The organism is Aquabacter sp. DMC10 (assembly GCF_056314145.1).
In genome coordinates this window covers 265,720-283,563 of record NZ_JBQUYX010000009.1, presented here as the reverse complement: position 1 = coordinate 283,563, position 17,844 = coordinate 265,720, and the positions used below count along the sequence as shown (strand labels likewise).

Genomic DNA, 17,844 nt, shown 5'->3' with positions numbered 1-17,844 from the left:
ACAAACTTCGGCGCCAGGCGCCGCGATTGCGCGGACCGCGCAAGGTGCTTCTGGCTGGCCGAACGCGTGTAGCGGTCCACCTCCTTTGACGTTCTGTGGCCGGTCATCGACATGATCTCGCGGTCGCTCGCGCCACCTTCCGCCAGCTTGGCCGCGAAGTACTTGCGCAGCCCATGGGCGGACCGGTCGGTGAGGCCCGCAGTGCGGCACCAGTCGCGAAACCGGTTTCCGAAGGCGGCTGTCGAGGCGAAAGGCTGGCCACGGTCGCTGACAAGGAAAGTCTCGCGGTCCTGCGGCAAGGCCGCTAGGACGGCCTGCAACTCGTCGCTGAGGGGCAAGGTCAGCGTGATTGGCTTGCGGTGCCGGTTCTTCCATTGCGTGAAGGTGATGGCGCCGTCCTTCACCATGGCCGGCCCAAGCCGATGAATGTCCGAAATGCGCTGGCCCAGCTCCGTGAACAGCATCAGCGCCAGGCGGCCCATGGTGCCGCTGGGAAACGCGGCCTTGAACTTTTCAACGTCGGCGTCCGTCCATGCGGGGATGCCCTCGGCACGCACGGCGGGAAGGTATGGCACGTCCTTTGCCGGGTTCGTGTCCGCCAGGTCGCATTCCAGTGCGAAGGTGAAGAGCTGGCGCAGTGCCTTGACCAGCGCATTCGCTGCGCCCGGCGTCTCCATGCGCTTGTCGCGCATTGCCCGGATATGGCGCGGGAGGATCTGGCGATAAGGCAGATCGCCGAGCGGCTGCTTTCCGGGCGTCGCCTCCTGGCAGAGGCGCTCAAGAATGGAGCGGCGCACCCGCCGCGTGCTCTCATCGAGGCCCTTGAATTCCGATCCCCGGTAATAGGTCTCGCAGAGCGCCCGGAGCGATCCGGCCTGCGAGGGCGCCTTGATGACACGCGAGCCTTCCGCCTGTGCGGGAGCCCGGCCGGTGAGCGCATCGCTGTAGGCTGCCCAGAAGGCGGGGGTCCCGTATTCCTGCCGAATGCGAACCTTCTTCTTGCCCGGCACGCGCACGTACCAGCGCACGTTACCGTGCCTGTCGGTGTCGCGGGAAAGGTGGGGCGGATTCGGGCGTGGCATGTCAGCCGAGGGCCTCGTCCCAAGGGTTGGCGGGTTCGGCGGTCACCGGTTGCGTGGTCGGCTCGGCGTCCGGCATGTCGAAGCGCACTGACATTGTGCCGTCCGGGCCAATCTTCATCTCTTTCGGCTCCATGCCGGCGGCGCGCGCGCCGACAAGGACGCGGGTCACGTCGGCGGCTTTGAAGCGCGCACGCGGGCGGGCCATCACTGCACCTCCGAAGAATGGAATGCGGCCTTGTCCACCTTGACCCCCGTTGCATGCGAAATGGCGCGCGGAAGGGAGGTGGACTTTCCGGTGTTGGGCCGGCCGCTGGCCCGCAAAGAAGATCCGCGCGCCAAGCTCATGTCACACGCCCTTTGCCGAGTAGATGCGGACCGTCCCGACACGCTGGCCGGTCAGGGCAGCGAGGCGGCGTTCCAGGTCGGCAATGGCGCGGCCAAGTTCATCCGAAGACGCGTATTGGACCGAGCGACCGTCGCTGTACTGCACACGCAGCACGCCGCGCCCTCGGATCTGGCGCAGCTCGGTGAGCTGCGCCTCCAGTGTGGTGATGTCGTCCGCCATCGTCAGCCCGCCGCCTTGGAGGCGTACCAGCCGCGCCAGTCCACGAAGCCGGCGCCGAAGTCGAGGCGGACCTTGACCTTCACGCCGTCCACGTCGAACCCCGCCTGGGTTTCGATCTGCGGTCCCGGCTCGCCCTCCAGATAGGCGTATTCCAGGCCGTCCACCTCCGCCGGGTCGGCGGTCACATACCAGCGGCCCGCGTCGGTGAGGCGGGGTTCCACCAGCGGCACCAGCTTGGCGGTGAAGACGTTCACATCCTCGACCGTGGCCGGCTTGATCTCGGCGAGGATGCGTTCCGCCAGCGTCTCCAGATCCGGCGGCACGAGCAGGTACTTGGGCGTCACCGCGACGGGTTCGGCGGCAAGGCCTTTCTGCTTGCGCATGGCCAGGCGCGCCAGGGAGAGCGAATCGACGGTGAGCGCATAGGTGCCCTTGTTGCCATGGTCCGCATGGAACAGGGCCTTGCCATCGGCGAGGTTGGGACCCACGCCGGCATTGCTCACCAGCAGGCTCACCAGGAAGTCGGCCTCGAAGGCGGCGGCGGCCCGGCCCATGCGGCGGGAGAGGTCGGAAAAGGCGCCAAGGTCATCATTCACCAGCGCCTGGCGGGTGATGGAGATGATCTTGCCGAAGGTGTCAATCTTGTAGGACTCCCGAGCCTCGGCGAGGCCGCCATACTTGAACTCGCCATTCTCAAGCACCTTTTCGAGGGTGGGCGCTTCGGAGAGCTGGAGGCGATGCTTGGCGCGGAAGTCGCGATTCGTGGTCTGGCGGCCGAGCTGGCGCACGGCGGCTTGGGCGGTCCGGTAGCCGTCGCGGAGCGTGCGGCCCACCGCGTCGCCGAGGATCAGCGGGAAGTCGCTGGTGGAAAGCGCGCGCTCGATCACCCCGGCGGCGGAAAGGCCGGTGGTCTGCATGCCGCGCGCGCGCAAGCAATCGCGGGCCACTTCCGGGATGGAGAGGCCGACGAAGGCGCGGGCGCGCTCGGAGGGCTGGTGGCCGGGATTGGCGCGGGAATAGAGCGCCTCGCCGATGGCCGCCGCCCGCTGCACCGGGTCGGTGTGGTCGGCGGTGATGCTGATGGTAGCGGTGCGCAACTGCCCGGCGGGCGCCGAGCGGGTGCGCATGGCATCGAAGGCCGCCGCGCGGGCCGCCTCGGTGGAAGCACCGGCATCGATCTGGCCATCGATCCAGGTCTGATCGAGCCCTGCGACGGTGGCGATGGAACGGATCTCCGTGTTGACGGCGGCCCGATCCGCGGGCGCCGAGTGGGTGGGGGCCGCCGCGGCGGGCGGGGTGGCGTCTGCGGAGGGGGAGGGGGCGGCAGAAATGGGCATGGTTTCACCTCGAATGGTTGCGTGGGGGTCGGCGGGAATGGGGACGATGGAGAGTTCGACCGGGGTCCAGCGGGTCGCGGTCTTCACGCGCTGCCCGCCCTCGGTCGTTTCCTTCCAGTCGTGCACGACGTAGCCGACGGACACCCCGCGAAGGTGTCCGTCCAGTATGTCCTGCACGATGGGCTCAACATCGGGTCGGCGGGACAACTTGATGACGGCCCGGGCCTCTCGGTTCCCGCCGGTTGTCCAGGCTTTCTGGACGGACCCGAGGACGTCGGTCAGGTCGCCCCGCCGATGGGTGTTCAGAACTGGCGCACCAACAAAGGGCGTCCAGTCTTGTTCAAGGGATAGGCGCTCGGCATACCCGCCGCGCGTGTCCATGCGCGGCACCTCTGCGCCGGTCGAAAAGACCACCTCAAGGGTTCGTTCTTCAGGGTTCCAGCTTGCAGCCGCGAGGGGCGCGCGGCGGGTAATGATTTCGGCTGTCGGGTTCATGGGGCGTCCTCGGTGGGGGACGTGGGTGAAGCGGCGGCGGGTGCGTTGAAGGTGAGGCCCAGCGTGGCGGCCCGCGCCGCATCGGCCGCGATCTCGGCATCAAGGGCTTCGAGGTCGTAGCCGCGCGCGGCCACCGCCTGGCGGCGGCTCATGAGGCCGGCGCCGATAGCGGCGATCTCGGCTTCAGCATCCTTCTTGGGGTCCACCCATTCTTGGCGGGGCGTGATCCAGCGGGCACCGAGCCACGGCTCGGGATTGCGCTCGAAGCCGGGCGCGGCGAGGCGTCCGGACAGGATTTCGGTGGTGACGAAGCGGCGCCAGGTGGGGCGGCAAAGCTGGAACACCAGCACATTGTGCTGGATGGCCTCCACGCGGCGGCGAAACTCCACCAGGCCGGCGCGGATGCTGGAATAGTTGGTGCCGGAGAGGTCGCCGGTCAACGCCTCATAAGGTACGCCCAGCCCGGCGGCGATCTCGCGCGCCATCGCCTTGAGGAAGTCGATGGCTTCCGCGCCGATGGTCGCCGGGTCGGAAAAGCGGATGTCCTGGCCGGGCAGCAGCACTTTGAGCGAGCCCGGCTCCAGGCCGCCGTCCAGGTTGCCCATGCCATCCCCTTCGCCCGTGAAATCCGCAGGCTGGCCGTTGGGGTCGGTGATGAAGCCGGTTAGCAAGGCGGCGATCTTCTGGCGCATCAACTGCGCATCGGACGCGGCGTCATAGTCCGCGAGCCGCAGCAGCGTGGGAGCGAACCAGGACAGGCCGCGCACCTGGCCGGGCACGTCGGGGCGGAATAGGTGGCACACATCCTCCGCCGGCAGGCGCACCGTATCGAGAATGGTGCCCAGGGGCAGGCCAGGGCGTTCGCGGAAGGCGTGATAGGCGAGGCGCCGGCCTTGGCTGTCGAACTCGACACCAGCCACGATGCGGCTGTCTCCACCGTTCTCGCGGTGTAAGGCCGGGTCCACCTGTTCGGCGTCCAGAAGTCGGATGCGCAGGCCGCCATTGGCGTCATGGGCGAAGGTGGCGAAGCTCTCGCCATCCACCACCAGGCGACGGGCGGCGAGCGCCTGCAAGCCGTAGAGGTCGGCGACGCCTTCGGCGTCGGCTTCATCGGTCCAACGCTCGAAGGCGGCGTTCAGGACCGCGCGCACGTCGGCATCAGGGTGGGTGGACTGCGGCTTGATGCCGGTGCCCACCAGCGCGGAGACCCATGTGTCGGCGCCGGACGCGGCGAGGGGGTTATTGGCCACCAGCGCGCGCGCGCGCTTGCCCACGGGGCCGCGCGCGGCGATCTGCGCCGCGAGCTGGCTGGGCATATCGGTGAAGCCGCGCCAGCGCCGGCCGCCGCCGGCCGCGTCATAGGAGCGGGCGGAAGGTCTGCCGAGGGCGAGGATGCGAGCCAGGAAGCTTTTCATCGCGCGCCATTCCACTGCAGGCGGACCACCGGGCGAGGGGCACGACGTGCGATTTCATGACCGAGCGCGCGGCAGTCCACGATGAAGCTGGAGGCGTCCTGTCCGTCCCTCTCCCGGTCCGCAAGCCAGGAGTCCAGGGTATCGGTTCCGGTCAAGCGCCCGTTGCGGGCGCAGACGAGATAGCGCCAGATACGAACGCCGTGGATGCCGACGAAGAACGCTTCATCGGGCATGCACGATGCCTCTTCGGCCACCGAGACCACCGAGAACCGGGCGGCGGGAGCAGCCTTGAGCGCGGCACCCACGGCCATGCCGAGGGAGGTCAGTGTCTTGAGGACGATCAGGTCCGAAAGGTCTTCGAGATTGTAGATTGTCCGGTGCGCGACCTTGCGCGGCTTCATGAGCTTGCGGCGGGTCCAGTCGCGCATGACGTGCTGGGACACGCCCGTGATCTTCTCGGCTTCCATGGCCGAGAACACCTCACGGTGAACTTGGACAGACAGCGACATAAGGGGCTCCTTTGACTGCGTGCGGGGTGTGCTCGAAATGGTTCGCGCGGCGGGCGGCGCGGCGGCGGATATTGCGGGCGGCGCCGACGAGGCGCATGGCCTCGCGCATGCCCGCAAAGTGGTTGGCGCGGTGATATGCGCGGTAGGTCTCCCAATGCCGCCGGAAGGCGCATTCCTCGCTCCAAAGGAACAGGGCGCCGCCGTCCGCTAGACCGCGTTCCGCGATGTCTTCCTCGCGCTCGTCTTCATCATGCGGCTGGTCGAGAATGTCCCACTCGCCATCGGCGCCGATGCTGAACCCCTGCGACCACGCGCGCTCCTGATTGAACGGGTCGCGGGCCGCATAGAAGAAGTCCGATTTCGGATGCCAGTCCGGCCCGCGCGCGTCGTCATAGGACACCTCCAGGGCGCCGAGGGACGGCTCGTCGTCGGAGTCATCGGCCCATGGATCGTCATCCTCCTCGGGCTCGAAGGCCTCTTCGTCTGGCGATCCATCGATTTCGTCGAGAAGGTCGATCAGGCTTTCGATTGCGGTTTCGATGCGCTCCCGCAGGGCGGAAGGGGTCAGCGAGGCAAGGCTTTCCTGTTCGCGAACATGGGTGCCCATGCGCGTGCTCCTGTGGTATGATCCTAAAACCGGCAAGATTGCCGAATTGAGATATACCTAAAACAGGCAACGTTGCAAGATGTCGCTTACATCAGCCCAATGCCGCGCTGCGCGAGCGCTGATTGATTGGTCGCGCGACGAGCTTTCGGCTGCGGCTGGCGTCGCCGTCCGGACGATTGCGGACTTCGAGGCGGGGCGCCGCGATCCGATTAAGTCGACGATGGCGGCTATGCGGGTGGCGCTCGAAGCCGCAGGCGTCGAGTTCATCCCGGAAAATGGCGGCGGGCCAGGGGTGCGGTTGCGGAAGGAATGAGCCATTCCATTCCCTGGCAACCGGCCATGAAAAAACCCGGCGCGCTGACTGCGAGCCGGGTTCCTTTTTATCTGTGCAAGAGAAGAACCTAATTACCGTCGCAAGTCAAGCGGCGATTGAATCTCTCTTCCGATGGATCGATCACACGACTCAAAGGCGCACACCGCTAGTGTCTTCATCGCGGGAGCGGACTTACGCGCCTTGGCATTCGGCCATTAAAAAACCCGGCGCGCTGGCAGCGAGCCGGGTTCCTTTTTATCTGTGCAAGAGAAGAACCTAATTACCGCCGCAAGTCAAGCGGCGATTGAATCTCTCTTCCGATGGATCGATCACACGACTCAGGGGCGCGCACCGCTGGTGTCTTCATTGCGGGAGCGGCCTTACGCGCCTTGGCAACCGGCCATGAAAAAACCCGGCGCGCTGGCTGCGAGCCGGGTTTCTTTTTATCTGTGACAAGTGATGCACCAAGTCCGTGCTGTAAGTCAAGCGACGACTGAATCTCTCCCCCGAGGGATCGATCACACAACTCAACGTGGCCGGCCTTCAGCTCCTGCGAAGCGGGGGGCGGGGCCTCAGCCTTCCATCCACCGGCTTTTCACCGTGCGGGCCTCGTGCGCCTTGCCAAGTGGAAGGCCCTCCGCCGGCCCTTGCGGAGGTTGCACGGACGTGGGGGGCATCGATCTCCCCAGCGTGGCCAGCCCCTGCAACGCAGCATAGGCATAGACCCTGCAATCCAACGCCTCATTTCGCACGCCGGGGTCCTTCCGCCATTCGCGGATGGGCACGCCTCGGCGCCAGGTCTTAAGCAGGCGTTCGGCGCCGAGCTGGCGGAAATAGTCGAGGTCTCGCCCGGTCGGGAAGTGGCAATAGCCAGGGCCCGGCGCGGTGAGGCGCAGGCGGTTAGTGATGACTTCCTTCGCCGAGTCCACGCCGACGATGAAGGGGGCCATCATCTTCGCCCGATCCTTCGGCCTGGGCGGGCGCTTGGGCCACACGGGAAGGCCGGGGCCGGCGCGACCCTTGATCGCCCACACGCGCCGCGCGCCCCTGTCCCGCGCGAAGCGATAGACCGTCTGTGTATGGTGGCCGCCCGAATCGATGGCCACCGCCCGGATGGGCTGGGCGCCCGCGATGGGATGGCGGAAGGTGCGCAGCAGCTCGGCGTCAAGCGCCCGCCACACCTCCGGCTCGGCAGGGTTTCCCCAAAGCACCGTGTATTCCAGCGACCAAGATTCCTCGCCCGCGCCCCAACCGACGATTTCCAGTTCGAGGCGGTCCCCTTGCACGTCCACCCCGGCGGTGAGCACCGCGACACGCTCGGGCAGATCCTCGCCCCAGTCCTCGAGGCGGGCGAGGAAGCCGGCCGCCTCGATGGCGGAATCGTCCCGATCCTCGAAGGGCTCGCCGAGCTTGAGGTTTGTCCAGGCCTTCAAGCGTGAAGGGTCATCCTTCGAGGCTAGGAAGTCGGTGGCGATCTCCCCCCAGCTCTCGAAGGGTGAATAGAGGGCGGACAGGTGAAAGCCGGCGGTGAGCCCGTCGCCTTCGGCAGTGGCCCGCCATTCCCCGGCCGCCAGCAATGCGGGCTTGTCGGCTTCCTCGATCACCCCGCCGCAGGCCTCGCAGCTATAGAACGCCTTGCGGGGCTCTCCCTGCGGCCATGTCACGCCGCGCCAGGTCAACACCTGATGCGTGCCGCAATGCGGGCAGGGCACGAAGTAACGGCGTCGGTCGCTTTCGGCATAGGCCTTTTCGATGCGGGACAGGCCCGCCACGGTGGGCGTCGAGATGAGGAACACCTTGCGCCGTCCCCGGAAGGTCACGGTGCGTTGGATGGCGAGCGCTACCGGGTCGCCTTCACCGTCCGCGTCGGCGGGGAAGGCATCCACCTCGTCAAGCACCAGGTAGCGCGCCGGGGTCGAGCGCAGGCCGGCGGCGGAGTTAGCGCCGGTCATCACCAGCGCGCCGCCGGGAAACTCCTTCAAGCCCACCGTGTTGCCGGGCTCCTTGGCGCGGGCAGGGGCGATCTTCTCCTTGAGGGCAGGGGTCCCCTCGATCAGGGGATCGATGCGCGTGCGGGAGTTCCGGCGCACCATGTCGATAGAGGGCCACACAGCGAGGATCAGCCCCGGCGCGTGAGCGATCCAATAGCCGATGGCGTTGAGCCCCGCCTCGGTGCCGCCGGTCTGTGCGCCCTTCATGAGCACCACGCGTTCGGTAGGCGAGGCCACCGAGAGGCAATCCATGATCTCGCCGAGGTAGGGCACCCGCGCCGTGCGCCAGCGCCCTGGCTCGGCGTTTGTGCCCGGCAGAATGCGGTGCTTGTCCGCCCACTCGGTGACGGTGAGTTGCGGCTCGGGTTCCAGGCCGGCGCGCCATGCGGCGTCCACCAGCTCGGCGGTGAGGCTGGCGAGGTCAATCACGGTCGAGGTCTCCCAATGGCAGCGAGGCGAGCATGACGAGCTGGTCGCGCACCAGGCGATCCAGCGTGGCGATGACGGGCGCGAGGTCCGCGCCGGTCGCCGAGGCCAGCTCGGGGGCGGCCCGGTTCACCCAGCCAATCCAGGCGTCCCGTTCGGCCCGTGCGCGGCTCTCCACCGTGCGCAGCACCGCCGCACGGTCCACCAGATGGCCGCCGAGGCGTTCCGCCTTCAGCCGAGCAATTTCCGCCTCTGCCACCTCACGAGCGGCACGCGGCGACTGGAGGGGCGCCGGCGCCCGGTCTTCCAGCGAGGCGCGGCGGCGGTTCGGGTCCACATTCTCCGCCACCCACGCCTTCCCCCGCTCCACATGCACGCGCCCATTGGGCTCCAGCGGAAGGCCGGCGGCAATGAGCTGGGACACGCGGCCAGGCGAAACGCCGATCAGCTCGGCAAAGCCTTTCTTGGAGAGGGTTTCCGCCGGGCGGACAGGATCGGAAAAGAGGCCGAAGCCATGCGCGTTCTGCATGCTCAAGCCTTTCTCAAGTCAGGCATTTTAGGCCTCAAACGCCCCCCGTCTAACGCACCCCTGCGCTCAAGCTGCCCGTATACGTTCGTGGCGGGGAGGACCCTCGCAAGCTCGTGCAAGGCCGCTTCGATCTCGGACTTCGCCTCGTGGAATGCGTGCGGGTCTCGATGCGATGGCGAAAGCCTACGCACCTGCTCGGCGAGAGATGAAAGGATGTCGGGGAGTGTCATGTCCTCCCCTTGGCTGGGCAAGGGTGAGTGACACAGTGACGAATGGAGACGGTAGTTTCTATATTGGGAAATGCGTGTGCGCGCGCACACACATAGGGGGATTATATAGGGGCAAGCGTCCTCATCCGTCACTGTGTCACTCGACGGGGACCGTTGGCGGCGGCTCATTGGTTTTCCTCCCCCGCCCGCACGTACCAGCGGATGCCACCGGTTCCGCGCTTACCCTTTGTGAAGCCCAAGCGCTCCAGACAGGAGATGATCCGCAGTTGGTCCGCGCGGGTGACCTTCGCTGTCTCGATGAAAAGGGCCTGAGATGCCACCTGGCCCACCGTCACGCGGGTTTGGCCCTTGAGCCATGGCGCTATGGTCTCCTCCCACGCATCGCCCTGGAAGCGGTCCTCTTGCTGCGGCTTGATATGCTCGCGCTCGAAGTCGGCAGAAGGCCACCAGCGCCGCCCCTCTCGATAGAGGTGCAGGGCCTCGGCGAACAATTGCTCGCGGTCCCGCTGCAAGGCGTCCGGATTGATCCGACCGACCGAGACGGGCCAATAGCGCCGGCCGCCGGTCTCGTCCCGGAGATACTCTGACTTGTTGGTGGTGCCGATGAACACGCACTGCCTGGGCAACTCCACCTCAGTCCGGCCGTAGGGCGGGCGGAACATCTCGGTGGGGCGCGTGATGAAGGCCTTCAGATCCTCATTCACGGCGCGGCTGATCGCGGATAGCTCGGCGATCTCGATCAGCCATTTGCCCCGCAAGTGAAGGCTCGCCTCTTTGCCAGAGGTCACCGGAGGCATGTTGTCGGAGAACCACTGCCCACCGAGGATGCGGCAGACAGTGGACTTCATGGCGCCCTGTTCCCCCTCCAGGACAAGCATGTAATCGGCCTTGCAGCCCGGATCGAAGACACGGGCCACCATGGCGATGATTGTCATGGTGCCGATCTGCGACTCGTAGAGGCCGTCATTGCAGCCGAGATAGACATGCAGCCACGAGCAAAGGCGGGGCGTGCCGTCCCACGTTAGGTCTTCGAGCCAGTCGCGGACAGGATGGAAGGCGCGCTCATTCGCGCGGGCCTCCACCGCTTGATGCGTCGTGTCTCGCCCAAGCCGCCGCAGGCCCGCGTTCTGCAAGTATTCTTGGATTTTGCTCAGGTCATTGTCGCACACCGGGCGCGGCTGGAAGTCGTCGTCCGGAAGGGCAAAGGGGTCACCCGATGGGGGAACCGGCCTATTGAGAACGGCCGCGCTTCGCATCAGATCGAAGGCCAGCAGGTCGCAGAGAGCCGGGTCGCACCGCAGGGCGTGCAGTGCGTTGGCAAGGTTCGCAATCGGCATGCCCCGGTGATCTTCATGCCACTCGTGACGCCAGTCCGATTTGCGGGTGTGATTGGGCCTGGGCGCGGGCGCAACCGGCGGGGTCGCCTGCGCCTTCTGTATGATCTCCGCGACCATATGGGCGCCCGTGGCCCTCGGAGGCTCTGTCAATCCGCTTTCCTTTCCGGTGGGAAGGCCCCATCGGAAAAGCCTTGAGCGTCAGTGGCCGATTTACCGTCCCACCGATGCTCTATCTCCTTGAAGGTCGGTGCATTTTGAGCCTCGGCCCTGGGCACCATCGCCCTTCTAAGGTGTTGATCTGCAAGCTCCCGCCCTACCGGAGCGAAGTGATTGCCCCAGCCCGCTGATGATCTTTTCTCGCGACGGCGAGGCGGCCGCTAGGACTTCACGTCCTTGCCCACGCACCGCATCTGTTGGCGTTCGCGGGCTTTCGTGCGTCGGTCCGCGGCGGGGCGCGAAGGCCTGTAAGGCAAAGCGAAGGGGGCTGCGTCCTGCTCCGGCATTACTCCCCTTGCGGGACGTGAAATTCTATCAGCTCCTGCGCGGGCGAAGCGCGTGCGGGGCCGCGATCTGCAAATCAACTGGCCCCCATGCGGCGGGCTTCAGTGTTTCCGGTGCGATGGGATGCCACCTAGACGGCGGAGAGGAAGGCCTCCGACTGGGATTTCGCCACCCTGCTGATCTCGGAAGACAATTCAACCACCATGGGCGAACGTGACTGCCAGGTGGGATGCAGGAAGCCATATTGCAGGGGGAAGGCGGGCTTGAAGGGGCGCAGCACCAGGTCGGGGACGCCGCTGGAACGGGCGACGAACGGATCTGCCAGGCAGCAGCCCAGGCCCCGCCCGGTCAGCTGACAGGCAATGACGCCGTTGGTGGCCTCGAACCTGACATTGAGGGGCTTTCCCGCTGCCCGGCTCAGGCGCTCAAGATGTTGCCGCAGGATCGAGCGGGGATGCGTGACCACCACTTCCTCGGCGACGAACTGGTCGAACGTCACCACCTGTTGCGCCGCGAGCGGGTGATCTGGACGCATGGCGACCATGGCTTCCACGCGCAGGAATTCCTCGGTCTCGAAGGCCGCATGGGAGAGCGGCAGGATGGTGATGCCGAGATCGAAGGTTTCCTGCCCGACCCACGTTTCTATGTCCAGGCGCACCCGGGATTCGATCGAGGCGGTGAAGCTCGGGCGCCGCTCGGCAATGGTGGCCACCGCATCGGCGACCATGGCATGGGCAATGAAAGGGGCGGTGAGGATTCGCAGATGGTCGCGGCTGCCGCGGCACATCTGCGCCGCGAAACGCTGTAGCCCATCATGGCCCAGCAGGACCCGCTCCGCCTGCGCGTAGAATTCGCGCCCCTCCCGCGTCAGCGTCAGGGGACGGCTGTCACGCCCGAAAAGCGCGAAGCCCAGTTCCTGCTCCAGGGCGCTGAGCAGCCGCCCCACTTGCGGCTGGGTCCGCCCCAGGCGCTCGGCCGCCCGCGACACCGACCCAGTCTCAACGAACGCTCTCAAGGCCTCCAAGCCACGCTGGTTGGGCAAGTCTCTCTCCCCATATGCGTCTTTCGCACTTTACACGACAAATTACGCATTTGACGCATGTTGATTGCAATGTTTGTTTGCAGAACAGACAGGCGCCCAATGGATGGGCATGTGAGACGAGCCATGATCGCGGACAAAGAGACGGACCCTGCCTGGCACATTGCCCCTGGCGACTATGTCGCGCGCCGGCCGGTCGCCTTCTGCTTGGCCGAGCCCACGTCCTGCTACGTCACGATGCGCGATGGCTGCCGCCTTGCCGTTGATGTCTATTTGCCCGAGGCCATCGACAGCGCGGCGGCACAAACCTCGTTCGCCACCATCGTCCTGTTCACCCCTTATTATCGCCGCTTCAAGCTGCGGCCGGGCGGGACGGGGGAGGTCAATCCCAACAGCGGCAAGTTCCGCGACTTCTTTGTGCCGCGCGGCTATGCGGTGGTGGTGGTGGATGTGCGCGGCACCGGTGCCAGCTTCGGCACCCGCGACAGCTTCCGGTCCCCCCGGGAGCGGGAGGACAGCCGGGACATCGCCGATTGGATCGTGGCCCAGCCCTGGTCCAATGGCATCATCGGGGCGACCGGAATCTCTTATCTCGGCGCCGCCTCGGACTTCCTGGCCAGCACCGGCCACCCCGCAGTCAAGGCCATCGCGCCGCTGTTTTCGGTGTGGGACACCTATACGGACAATTATTTCCCCGGCGGCATCCAGGTCACTTCGCTGACGGCCATCTATGATGACCTCCTGGTCGGCCTGGACCATGACCGGCGCGACGTCCTCCAGAACTTCTCCTATTTCAACAATCCCGACTTCCAAGGCCCCCAGCCGGTGGACGAGGACACCGACGGCAGCCTGGTGCGGGCGGCCATCCAGGAGCATCTGGCGAATTTCCGCCAGACGGATTTCATGGCGGAGTTCAAGTTCCGCGAAGAAGGTCTGCCCTACGACCCGTCCTTCAGCTCCGGCTCGTTCAGTCCCTATGCGGTGTCGGCGGGCGTTCGGCGCGATGTCGCCATCCTCTCGGTGTCCGGCTGGTGCGACGGCGCGGGCTACATGAACGGCGCCATCTCCCGCTTCCTGACCTTGAAGGACAATCCGCACCACCTCCTGATCGGCCCCTGGGACCACGGCGCGCGCATCGACATCTCCCCCTGGCGGACATCGGAGGCCGCGGACTTCCCTCTCCTGGGCGAGATCCTGCGCTTCTTTGATACCTATCTTCTGGGCTGGGAGACCGGTCTTAAAGCCGAGGCCCCGATCCATTATTACGCCCTTCACGCGCAGGAGTGGCGCGCGTCCGCGACCTGGCCGCCGGTGGAGGAGCTGCACCCCCTGTTCCTGGCCGCAGGCCACGCCCTTGATGCGGCCGGCGTGCAGGGGAACGCGCAAGGGAGCGTGCAGGCGGGCACGGACCACTACAAGGTCGACTTTACCGTCGGCACGGGCCAGCAAACCCGCTATGAGCGCATCGCGGGCGTCGACAGCCGGGTCTATTATTCGGACTGGCAAGGGCGCACGGACCGCATGCTCAGCTACATGTCGGCGCCTCTGCCTCAGGCCATGGAGCTTGCAGGGCATGGCATTGCCGACCTCTGGATCGCTTCCAGCGAACCGGATGCGGCGCTGTTTCTCTATCTCAGCGAGATCGAGGCGGATGGCACCGAGCGCTATGTGACCGAGGGGCTGCTGCGCGCCCTGCACCGGAAGGAGGCGCCGGCGCCAGATACCTATCGCACCACCTGGCCGTTCCGGACCTTCTCTCGGGCCGATGCGGCGCCGCTGGTGCCCGGCCGTTTCGAGCGCATCCGCATTCCCCTGCTGCCCGTCGGCTGGCGTTTCGCCGCCGGCAGCCGGATCCGCCTGTCCCTTGCCGGCGCCGACGCCGATCATTGCGGGCAGGTGCCGCACGGCCGGCCGCCGCTCCTCACCGTGGCGTTTGGCGGCGAGCATGCGTCGGCGCTGCACCTTCCGCTCATTGCCAGCGGCGGAACCACCTCATGACCCCTGGCAGCCCCCACCGATGCGGCGATCCGCTGGCCTCGCTCCTGGCGCTGGCGCAGGGGCTGGCTGCGGCGGGCCAGCCCGAGGCCGGCCTCGGCATGCTGGACCGCATGCTCGCCGAAACCGTGGGCCACAATCTGTTCACCGCCTTGCTCTATCGCCCGGCGGACGGGGTCGCCGACCGGCTCTATAGCAGCGCGCCGGATCGGTTCCCGGCCAGAGGGTCGAAAGCCCTGGACGATGCCCCCACCATGCGCCGCGTGTTGACCTCCGGCATGCCCTATATCGGCCGGGATGCCAGCGACATTGCACGGGATTTTCCCGACCACGAGAAGATCTTTGCGCTGGGCTGTGGAAGCATCCTCAACATGCCGGTGCGCTGGAACGGGCAGGTCCTCGGCCAGATCAACCTGCTCCATGAAGCCGGGCATTTCCATGACGGGCATCTGCCGATGGTGGAGGCCATGGCCCAATTGGTCGTGCCAGCCTTTCTTCTCGCAGCACAGCCCGCAGGGAGGGACCCGCCTTGACCGCGCGCCGTCTTGCCTATCGCTCCCTGGTGGTGCTTGCCTATGGGCTGATGCTCGCGCCCGTGGTCATGGTGGTCATGACCAGCTTTTTCCGCGACGAGATCGTTTCGTTCCCGCCGAGCGGCCTGACGTTTCGCTGGTATCTCAACGCCTGGCAGCGCCGGGAATTCGCCAATGGCTTTCTTGTCAGCCTCCAGGTGGCGCTGATCGCCACGGCCATCGGCGTGCCCCTGGGGACGGCGGCAGCCCTGGCTCTGGCGCGCAGCACCATCGTTGCCAAGTCGGCGATCAACACGCTGCTGCTTGGCCCTCTGGCGGTCCCCGGGATCGTCGCCGGCACGGCGCTGTACCTCTTCTATCTCAAGCTGGAAAACGGGTTGGACCGCGACATCGTGGGCACCCTGCCGGGCCTCATCGGCGCGCATGTGCTGCTGACCATTCCGTGGACGGTGCGCGTGGTGACCGCCAGCCTTCAGGGCCTGGACACCGCCGCCGAGGAAGCTGCGGCCAATCTTGGCGCGCGTCCCTGGACCGTCTTCCGCCGCGTGACCTTGCCCATGCTGAGGCCGGGCATTGTCGCGGCCACCATGTTCTCCTTCATCCAGAGCTTCGAGAGCCTCGAACTGACGCTCCTCCTGGTGGGACCCGGCAAGACGACGCTGCCGGTGGCTATGCTCAACTATCTGGAATTCCGCATGGATCCGACCCTTGCCGCGGTGGCGACGGTGCAGATCCTCATCGTCGCCGCGCTGATGCTCATCACCGACCGCTTCGTCAAGCTGTCCCGGGTCGTCTGACCCTTCGAGGAGGAAACACCATGGGCACGCTCCTTCTCGAGGGGCTCCGAAAGGAATATGGATCGGCCGTCGCGGTGGAGCGCGTGGACATTTCGGTCGCGGAAGGCGAGCTGGTCTCCCTGCTCGGCCCCTCCGGCTGCGGCAAGACCACGACGCTGCGGATGGTCGCCGGATTCATCGAGCCCACCGCCGGCCGTGTGGTCATTGCCGGCCAGGACGTGACGCGCACCGCGCCCTATGCGCGCCAGACCGGCATGGTCTTCCAGTCCTACGCGCTTTTTCCCCATATGAGCGTCGCCGACAATGTGGGGTTCGGCCTGGAGATGCGGAAGGTCGGCCGCGCCGAGCGCGATCGGCGCATCGCCGAAGCCCTCAGGCTGGTGCGGCTGGATCATCTGGCCGATCGCATGCCGCGCCAGCTCTCCGGCGGGCAGCAGCAGCGCGTGGCGCTGGCCCGTGCGCTGGTCATCAACCCCGCCGTGTTCCTGCTGGACGAGCCCCTGTCCAACCTGGACGCCAAGCTGCGCGCCGATGTGCGCGCCGAGATCCGTGCCCTCCAGCAGCGTCTCGGCCTCACCACCTTGATGGTGACGCATGACCAGGAGGAGGCGCTGACCATGTCGGACCGCCTGGTGGTGATGGAAAGCGGGCGCGTGCGGCAGATCGGCACCGCCGAGGAGCTGTACGAACGCCCGGCGGACGCCTTCGTCGCGGACTTCGTGGGGCGCTGCAACATCATCGCCGGCACCATCGAGGGCGAGGCCCTGCGCAGCGCAGGGGGCAGCCTGCTGCCGTGCAATGTCACGGCTGTGCCCGCCAAGGCCAGTGTGCTGGCGCTGCGTCCGGAGCGCATCGCGGTCCACGCGGCCCCCGATGCCGCGGGGCTTCCCGCGCGGATCTCAGGGATCCTCTATCTGGGCGCGCAGACCGAATATCGGCTCGAACTGGACGGCGTCGCGCTCACGGCCATCCGTGCGACCCCTGCCGCCGGCGATGCCCTGCGCCAGGTCAAGACCGGGGACACGGTGCGTGTGAATTGGGATCCCGCCGCCGCGCGTCTGATCCCTGCCTGAAGAGAACAAGACCGAACCAGAAGGGATAAGATCATGACCGCACTTACCCGTCGCGGATTTATCGGGGCCGCGTCAGCGGCCGTCCTGCTGCCCTGCATGGCGCGGGCGCAAAGCGCCCAGGTCGTTGTGGGGACATGGGGCGGCGACTATGGCGACCTGTTGCGCGAGAGCATCGATGGTCCCCTCATGAAGCCGATGGGCATCGAGGTTCTCCAGGACATTTCCGGCCCGGTCCCACGTCGCACCAAACTGCTCGCCGAGCGCCAGAACCGGCGCGGCAGCATGGATGTGGCCTGCCTCGCCGACTTCGACATGTTCGCCGCGGCCCAGCTCAATGTGCTCGAAGACATCTCGCCCCAGGTGGTCCCGCGCACCGCCAAGGTGCTGCCCTTCCTGACCAAGCCGAGCTCGATCCCGCACATCTATTCGGCCCACACCATCGTCTACAACACCAGCCGCGTGCCCACGCCGCCGAAGTCGATCCAGGATCTCTGGGACCCCAAGTATCGTGGCAAGGTTGGCCTGTCCGACTTCCTGTTCACCACCAACACCGCCTTTGCCGCCATCGCCGGCGGCGGCTCCATGAGCAATTTCGAGCCAGCCAAGAAGAAGCTCATGGAATGGCGGTCCCTGGATGTGAAGGTCCTGGCCTCCACGGAGGCTGTCGCCGCGGCGCTGAAGTCGGAGGAGATCTGGTTCACCATCATTGCCGCGGCACGCGGCTATATGTGGAAGCAGACCGGCATTCCGCTGGGCCATGTGATTGCCGAGGAAGGGGCTTTCCCGACCATTTATGAGGCTGCGGTGCCGCGCAATGCCCGCAACAAGGAAGACGCCTTCAAGTATCTCAACGCCATGCTCGAGCCTTCGGCCCAGACCGCCTTCGCTGCCAAGATGGGCTATCTGCCGACGGTCACGGATGCACCGCTCCCGCCGGACCTGGACAAGCAGATCAACTTCTCGGAGGCGGAGCGCGCGCGGCTCTGGACGCCGGATTTCGCCTATCTTGCCAAGCAGCAAGCCGCGTTGCTCGACTTCTGGAACAAAGAGTTCAAGGGCTGAGGCGCGAC

The 17,844-nt window shown here is 66.5% G+C and carries 16 protein-coding genes and 1 pseudogene; 6 read left to right on the top strand and 11 right to left on the bottom strand.

Annotation, left to right across the window (positions count from 1 at the left end):
• Positions 1-62 precede the first annotated feature (62 nt).
• The 7 genes and pseudogenes from ACT54L_RS22450 to ACT54L_RS22420 form a co-directional block, all read right to left on the bottom strand.
• A pseudogene (locus ACT54L_RS22450) lies at positions 63-482 on the bottom strand (tyrosine-type recombinase/integrase); the annotation flags it as partial.
• A gap of 601 nt (positions 483-1,083) precedes the next feature.
• Positions 1,084-1,287 (bottom strand): hypothetical protein, encoded by a 204-nt coding sequence (locus ACT54L_RS22445; RefSeq protein ID WP_476087883.1) that lies wholly within the window; start codon positions 1,285-1,287, stop codon positions 1,084-1,086.
• Positions 1,288-1,428: 141 nt separating this feature from the next.
• Positions 1,429-1,647 carry a phage head-tail joining protein gene (locus tag ACT54L_RS22440; RefSeq protein WP_476087882.1) on the bottom strand — a complete coding sequence of 73 codons (219 nt, stop codon included), beginning with the start codon at positions 1,645-1,647 and terminating at the stop codon, positions 1,429-1,431.
• 2 nt (positions 1,648-1,649) lie between these two features.
• Complete coding sequence (locus tag ACT54L_RS22435; RefSeq protein WP_476087881.1) at positions 1,650-3,479, bottom strand: prohead protease/major capsid protein fusion protein; 1,830 nt, start codon at positions 3,477-3,479, stop codon at positions 1,650-1,652.
• Positions 3,476-4,894 (bottom strand): phage portal protein, encoded by a 1,419-nt coding sequence (locus ACT54L_RS22430; RefSeq protein ID WP_476087880.1) that lies wholly within the window; start codon positions 4,892-4,894, stop codon positions 3,476-3,478. Before ACT54L_RS22430 ends, ACT54L_RS22435 begins: the two co-directional genes overlap by 4 nt.
• Positions 4,891-5,403, bottom strand: coding sequence for a MerR family transcriptional regulator (locus ACT54L_RS22425; RefSeq protein WP_476087879.1), 513 nt, complete (start codon positions 5,401-5,403; stop codon positions 4,891-4,893). Before ACT54L_RS22425 ends, ACT54L_RS22430 begins: the two co-directional genes overlap by 4 nt.
• A complete protein-coding gene (locus tag ACT54L_RS22420) occupies positions 5,375-6,010 on the bottom strand; it encodes a hypothetical protein (protein WP_476087878.1) in 636 nt (211 codons plus the stop codon). The genes ACT54L_RS22425 and ACT54L_RS22420 overlap by 29 nt, the downstream gene beginning before the upstream one ends.
• 79 nt (positions 6,011-6,089) lie before the next feature.
• Between ACT54L_RS22420 and ACT54L_RS22415 the strand changes: the two genes are divergently transcribed.
• Positions 6,090-6,323 carry a helix-turn-helix domain-containing protein gene (locus tag ACT54L_RS22415; protein ID WP_476087877.1) on the top strand — a complete coding sequence of 78 codons (234 nt, stop codon included), beginning with the start codon at positions 6,090-6,092 and terminating at the stop codon, positions 6,321-6,323.
• A 572-nt stretch (positions 6,324-6,895) separates the two neighbouring features.
• On the opposite strand, the gene ACT54L_RS22410 is transcribed toward ACT54L_RS22415, so the two are convergent.
• From ACT54L_RS22410 to ACT54L_RS22395, 4 genes are all read right to left on the bottom strand, one after another.
• A complete protein-coding gene (locus tag ACT54L_RS22410) occupies positions 6,896-8,743 on the bottom strand; it encodes a phage terminase large subunit family protein (RefSeq protein WP_476087876.1) in 1,848 nt (615 codons plus the stop codon).
• Positions 8,736-9,269 (bottom strand): hypothetical protein, encoded by a 534-nt coding sequence (locus ACT54L_RS22405; protein WP_476087875.1) that lies wholly within the window; start codon positions 9,267-9,269, stop codon positions 8,736-8,738. The genes ACT54L_RS22410 and ACT54L_RS22405 overlap by 8 nt, the downstream gene beginning before the upstream one ends.
• Positions 9,270-9,663: 394 nt before the next feature.
• Positions 9,664-10,953, bottom strand: a complete 1,290-nt coding sequence (locus ACT54L_RS22400; protein ID WP_476087874.1) for a virulence-associated E family protein — start codon at positions 10,951-10,953, stop codon at positions 9,664-9,666.
• Positions 10,954-11,467: 514 nt separating this feature from the next.
• Entirely contained in the window at positions 11,468-12,352 is an 885-nt protein-coding gene (locus ACT54L_RS22395) for a LysR family transcriptional regulator (RefSeq protein ID WP_476087873.1), read from the bottom strand.
• 150 nt (positions 12,353-12,502) lie between these two features.
• Here ACT54L_RS22395 and ACT54L_RS22390 point away from each other — a divergent pair, with 150 nt between their 5' ends.
• The 5 genes from ACT54L_RS22390 to ACT54L_RS22370 are packed head-to-tail and all read left to right on the top strand — an operon-like array spanning position 12,503 to position 17,836.
• Entirely contained in the window at positions 12,503-14,374 is a 1,872-nt protein-coding gene (locus ACT54L_RS22390) for a CocE/NonD family hydrolase (RefSeq protein ID WP_476087872.1), read from the top strand.
• Positions 14,371-14,904, top strand: a complete 534-nt coding sequence (locus tag ACT54L_RS22385; RefSeq protein WP_476087871.1) for a GAF domain-containing protein — start codon at positions 14,371-14,373, stop codon at positions 14,902-14,904. The genes ACT54L_RS22390 and ACT54L_RS22385 overlap by 4 nt, the downstream gene beginning before the upstream one ends.
• A gap of 50 nt (positions 14,905-14,954) precedes the next feature.
• The gene (locus ACT54L_RS22380; protein WP_476087922.1) at positions 14,955-15,701 is read left to right on the top strand and encodes an ABC transporter permease; all 747 of its coding nucleotides are present in this window, start codon (positions 14,955-14,957) and stop codon (positions 15,699-15,701) included.
• Positions 15,702-15,721: 20 nt separating this feature from the next.
• A complete protein-coding gene (locus ACT54L_RS22375; RefSeq protein WP_476087870.1) occupies positions 15,722-16,774 on the top strand; it encodes an ABC transporter ATP-binding protein in 1,053 nt (350 codons plus the stop codon).
• Between the two features lie 33 nt (positions 16,775-16,807).
• On the top strand, positions 16,808-17,836 hold the full coding sequence (locus ACT54L_RS22370; RefSeq protein ID WP_476087869.1) for an extracellular solute-binding protein: 1,029 nt from the start codon (positions 16,808-16,810) through the stop codon (positions 17,834-17,836).
• The last annotated feature ends 8 nt before the right edge of the window (positions 17,837-17,844 follow it).

Bases quoted from the DNA above. Each gene is read 5' to 3' on its own strand.
- ACT54L_RS22390 (WP_476087872.1), top strand. From the start codon at position 12,503: ATGATCGCGGACAAAGAGACGGACCCTGCCTGGCACATTGCCCCTGGC.
- ACT54L_RS22415 (WP_476087877.1), top strand. From the start codon at position 6,090: ATGTCGCTTACATCAGCCCAATGCCGCGCTGCGCGAGCGCTGATTGAT.
- ACT54L_RS22430 (WP_476087880.1), bottom strand. From the start codon at position 4,894: ATGAAAAGCTTCCTGGCTCGCATCCTCGCCCTCGGCAGACCTTCCGCC.
- ACT54L_RS22370 (WP_476087869.1), top strand. From the start codon at position 16,808: ATGACCGCACTTACCCGTCGCGGATTTATCGGGGCCGCGTCAGCGGCC.
- ACT54L_RS22425 (WP_476087879.1), bottom strand. From the start codon at position 5,403: ATGTCGCTGTCTGTCCAAGTTCACCGTGAGGTGTTCTCGGCCATGGAA.
- ACT54L_RS22385 (WP_476087871.1), top strand. From the start codon at position 14,371: ATGACCCCTGGCAGCCCCCACCGATGCGGCGATCCGCTGGCCTCGCTC.
- ACT54L_RS22445 (WP_476087883.1), bottom strand. From the start codon at position 1,287: ATGGCCCGCCCGCGTGCGCGCTTCAAAGCCGCCGACGTGACCCGCGTC.
- ACT54L_RS22375 (WP_476087870.1), top strand. From the start codon at position 15,722: ATGGGCACGCTCCTTCTCGAGGGGCTCCGAAAGGAATATGGATCGGCC.
- ACT54L_RS22420 (WP_476087878.1), bottom strand. From the start codon at position 6,010: ATGGGCACCCATGTTCGCGAACAGGAAAGCCTTGCCTCGCTGACCCCT.
- ACT54L_RS22435 (WP_476087881.1), bottom strand. From the start codon at position 3,479: ATGAACCCGACAGCCGAAATCATTACCCGCCGCGCGCCCCTCGCGGCT.
- ACT54L_RS22440 (WP_476087882.1), bottom strand. From the start codon at position 1,647: ATGGCGGACGACATCACCACACTGGAGGCGCAGCTCACCGAGCTGCGC.
- ACT54L_RS22380 (WP_476087922.1), top strand. From the start codon at position 14,955: ATGCTCGCGCCCGTGGTCATGGTGGTCATGACCAGCTTTTTCCGCGAC.
- ACT54L_RS22400 (WP_476087874.1), bottom strand. From the start codon at position 10,953: ATGGTCGCGGAGATCATACAGAAGGCGCAGGCGACCCCGCCGGTTGCG.
- ACT54L_RS22405 (WP_476087875.1), bottom strand. From the start codon at position 9,269: ATGCAGAACGCGCATGGCTTCGGCCTCTTTTCCGATCCTGTCCGCCCG.